We start from the raw sequence: 3,477 nt of genomic DNA, 5'->3' as shown, positions 1-3,477 counted from the left end.
GGGGCGACCGGGCGGGCCGTCGTGCTCGGCGCCGGCGGCACGGCCCAGGCCTCGCTGGCGGCACTGCGCGAGCTGGGGGTGCCCGAGGTGGACGTGCTCGTGCGGTCCGTCGAACGGGCGGGTGAGCTGCGGGCGGCGGCCGACCGGCTCGGGGTGTCCCCCACCGTCCACGCCGCTCTGACCGACCCGTCATCGGCGACCGCCGCGATCACCGGGGCCGACATCGTGATCTCCACACTGCCGGCCGGAGCCGCCGACGCCCTCGCCGGTGCCGGCCCGGGCACGGTGGTGCTGGACGTTGTCTACGCCCCGTGGCCCACCCGGTTCGCCGCCACCGCGGCGGCCGCCGGAGCGCACGTGGTGAGCGGGCTGGAGATGCTGCTGCACCAGGCCGTCGCGCAGGTGGAGCTGATGACCGGGCGCCCCGGCCCGGTGGCGGAGATGCGCAGCGCGCTCGACGAAGCAGTGGCCGCGCGCGCCTGACCCGCCCTCCACGCCCGCGAGTCGCCCGTTCCCGGCGCGCGAGTCGCCCGTTCCCCGCGCGCGAGTCGCCCGTTCTCGGCCCGCGAGTCGCCCGAGGCGGGCTCGGCGGCGGGGTGTCAGGGGCGCCGGTGCACCGACACCGCGTAGTTTCCACCCTCGTACGGGGCGCGGTCCCACGTCCCGAACCGGTCCTCCGGCTCCAGCCCCGCGGCCTCGCACCAGCCGTCGTAGTCGGCGAGCGTCGGCCATCCCTCCTGCAGCTGGAAGCCCGCGACGAGCCGCCCGCCAGGCCTCAGGTGCCGCGCACACGCCGCCACCGCGGCGGGGCGGCTGCCGTCCGGCACGTACGGGATGACGTTGCCGGCGAGCGCCACCACGTCGAACCGCTCCGGGCGGGCCAGCTCCGCCAGGTCGGCCGCCACCCACTCGACGTCGGGAGCCTTCGCCCGTGCCGCGGCGATCATGTCCTGGTCGACGTCCACCCCCAGTACCGCGATCCCCCGGCGGACGAGCTCGATCCCGACGCGCCCCGTGCCGCAGCCGCCGTCGAGCACGGAAGCGGGCCGGTAGGACGCGATGAGATCCGCCTCACCATGCGGGTTCTCCCCCGCCTCGGCCATCCGCCGCCACCGCTCGTCGTACTGGTCGAGGTCGACCTGCTCACGCCACTGGTTCCAGTCACCGGGGAGGTCGGTCATGGCTCCAGGCTACGAGGCCGCCGACATCTCCGGATCACGGAAACTGCGGATCCCGCCGCTGGATGGACGACAATGGGGCACCGTGACTGTTCACGAATCCGTGCTCGACGCCGTCGGTGGCACCCCGCTCTTCCGGCTCAACCGGATCACCGCGGGCCTCACCGCCGCCGTGTACGTCAAGGTCGAGTTCGCCAACCCGGGTGGCAGCGTCAAGGACCGCGCGGCGCTCGCGATGGTCCGCGAGGCCGAGCGGCTCGGCGACCTACAGCCCGGAGGCGTGATCGTCGAGGGGACGTCCGGGAACACCGGTATCGGTCTCGCCATGGTGGGGGCCCTGCACGGGTACCGGACCATCGTGGTGGTGCCCGACACGATCGCACGGGAGAAGATCGCGCTGCTGCGGGCCTACGGGGCGCAGGTCGTCCCGACCTCGGGAAAGCTGCCTCGCGACCACCCCGCCCACGTCAACAACATGGCCCGGCGCATCGCCGCCGAGACGCCCGGCGGCTGGCACGCCAACCAGTACGACAACCCTGCCAACCCGCACATCCACGAGCTGACCACCGGGCCGGAGATCTGGGAGCAGACCGGCGGCCGGATCACGCACCTGGTGGCGGGCGTCGGTACCGGCGGCACCATCAGCGGCACGGGGCGCTACCTCAAGCAGCACGGCGTCTCCGTCGTCGGCGCCGACCCGGCCACCTCCGTGTACTCCGGCGGCGACGGCAGCCCGTACTTCGTCGAGAGCATCGGGCACTTCGTGCACCCCGCCACCGTCACTGACACCTGGCCCCTGTCGTACGACCAGGGCGTGATCGACCGGTTCGAGCGCATCCCCGACCGCGAGTCCCTGCTGACGACGCGCCGGCTCGCGCGCGAGGAGGGCCTGCTCGTCGGCGGCTCGGCCGGCACCGCGGTGGCCGCGGCCCTGCGGGTGGCGGCCGAACTCGGCCCCGAGCACCTCGTCGTCGCGATCCTGCCCGACTCCGGACGCAGCTACCTGTCCAAGTACTTCGACGACGACTGGATGACCCGGCTCGGCTTCCTCGACGCCGCCGTCGGCCCGTACGTGCGCGACGTCGTGCCGGAGCGCGGCCTCGCCGTGGCGCACTCCGGGCACACGGTCGCGGCGGTGCTCGACACCCGTCCCGAGGGGCTGGTTGCCGTGGTCACGCCGCGGAAGTCCGACGACCCGACACGGTCGGCGCCCGAGGTGCTCGGGGTGGTCGATGCCGCGGCGCTGCGTGCGCTGGTGGCCGTCGATCCCGGCCGCGCCGACGACGACGTGGCCGTCCACGCCGGGCCCGCCCCGGCCGCGGTGGGGGCCGGGGAGAACCTCGCGGAGGCCCGTGGCCGGCTCGCCGACGAGGGACCGGTGCTGGTGCTCGTCGACGGTCGGGCGGTCACCCTCGTCCCGCGCAGCGCCCTGGAACAAGGCCTCGCGGCAGGAGGTTGATCCCGGCATGAAGGTGGAGATCTGGTCGGACGTGGTGTGCCCGTGGTGCGCGATCGGCAAGCGCCGGTTCGAGAAGGCGCTCGCGCAGTTCGCACACCGTGACGAGGTCGAGGTGACCTGGCGGAGCTTCGAGCTCGACCCGAGCGCTCCCCGGGAGCGCGAGGGTGACCTGGGCGAGCACCTCGCCGAGAAGTACGGCGTCTCCCGGGAGCAGGCCGACGGCATGCACCGCCAGATGACCGACACCGCCGCTGCGGACGGCCTGGAGTTCCACTTCGAGCGCGCCCGCGGCGGCAACACCTTCGACGCGCACCGGCTGATCCACCTCGGCGCCGCGCGTGGCATCCAGGACGCGGTGAAGGAACGGCTGTTCACCGCCTATCTCACCGAGGGCGAGCGCATCGGTGACCCCGAGACGCTCGTGCGGCTCGGCGCCGAGGCCGGTCTGGACGCCGACGAGGCCCGCGAGGTGCTCGCGTCCGACCGCTTCGCCGACGAGGTGCGCGCCGACGAGCGGCAGGCCCAGGCGTTCGGCATCAACGGGGTGCCGTTCTTCGTGATCGACCGGACGTACGGCGTGTCCGGCGCCCAACCGGCCGACGCCCTGCTCGGAGTACTCGACACCGCCTGGGCGGAGACCCACCCCCTGCAGGTGCTCACGCCGGCAGGCGGCGCGACGGGCGAAGCCTGCGCCGACGGCTCCTGCGCCGTCTGAGAACGGCCGGCTGACCCCCGGAACCGGGCGACTCGCGCACGGAAACCGGGCGACTCGCGGGACGAGAACGGGCGACTCGCGGGGGGCTGCGCTAGGCCGCCGACCGGGTGAACAGGAGCGTCAGG

3 protein-coding genes and 1 pseudogene are annotated in these 3,477 nt (G+C 74.2%); 3 read left to right on the top strand and 1 reads right to left on the bottom strand.

What is annotated here, in order from left to right; genetic code table 11:
* Positions 1-483, top strand: a pseudogene (locus HF577_RS36870) (shikimate dehydrogenase); the annotation flags it as partial.
* 116 nt (positions 484-599) lie between these two features.
* On the opposite strand, the gene HF577_RS36865 reads toward HF577_RS36870, so the two are convergent.
* Positions 600-1,181, bottom strand: a complete 582-nt coding sequence (locus HF577_RS36865; RefSeq protein WP_169400631.1) for a class I SAM-dependent methyltransferase — start codon at positions 1,179-1,181, stop codon at positions 600-602.
* A gap of 82 nt (positions 1,182-1,263) precedes the next feature.
* Here HF577_RS36865 and HF577_RS36860 point away from each other — a divergent pair, with 82 nt between their 5' ends.
* Positions 1,264-2,637: a PLP-dependent cysteine synthase family protein gene (locus HF577_RS36860; protein WP_312859628.1), complete on the top strand. Its 1,374-nt coding sequence runs from the start codon at positions 1,264-1,266 to the stop codon at positions 2,635-2,637.
* Between the two features lie 7 nt (positions 2,638-2,644).
* On the top strand, positions 2,645-3,352 hold the full coding sequence (locus tag HF577_RS36855; protein WP_169400629.1) for a DsbA family oxidoreductase: 708 nt from the start codon (positions 2,645-2,647) through the stop codon (positions 3,350-3,352).
* Positions 3,353-3,477: the final 125 nt, after the last annotated feature.

Source organism: Pseudonocardia xinjiangensis (genome assembly GCF_012911925.1).
Lineage (GTDB): Bacteria > Actinomycetota > Actinomycetes > Mycobacteriales > Pseudonocardiaceae > Pseudonocardia > Pseudonocardia xinjiangensis.
The sequence above is the reverse complement of the archived record's forward strand: the minus strand, read 5'-3'. Positions and strand labels throughout refer to the sequence as shown.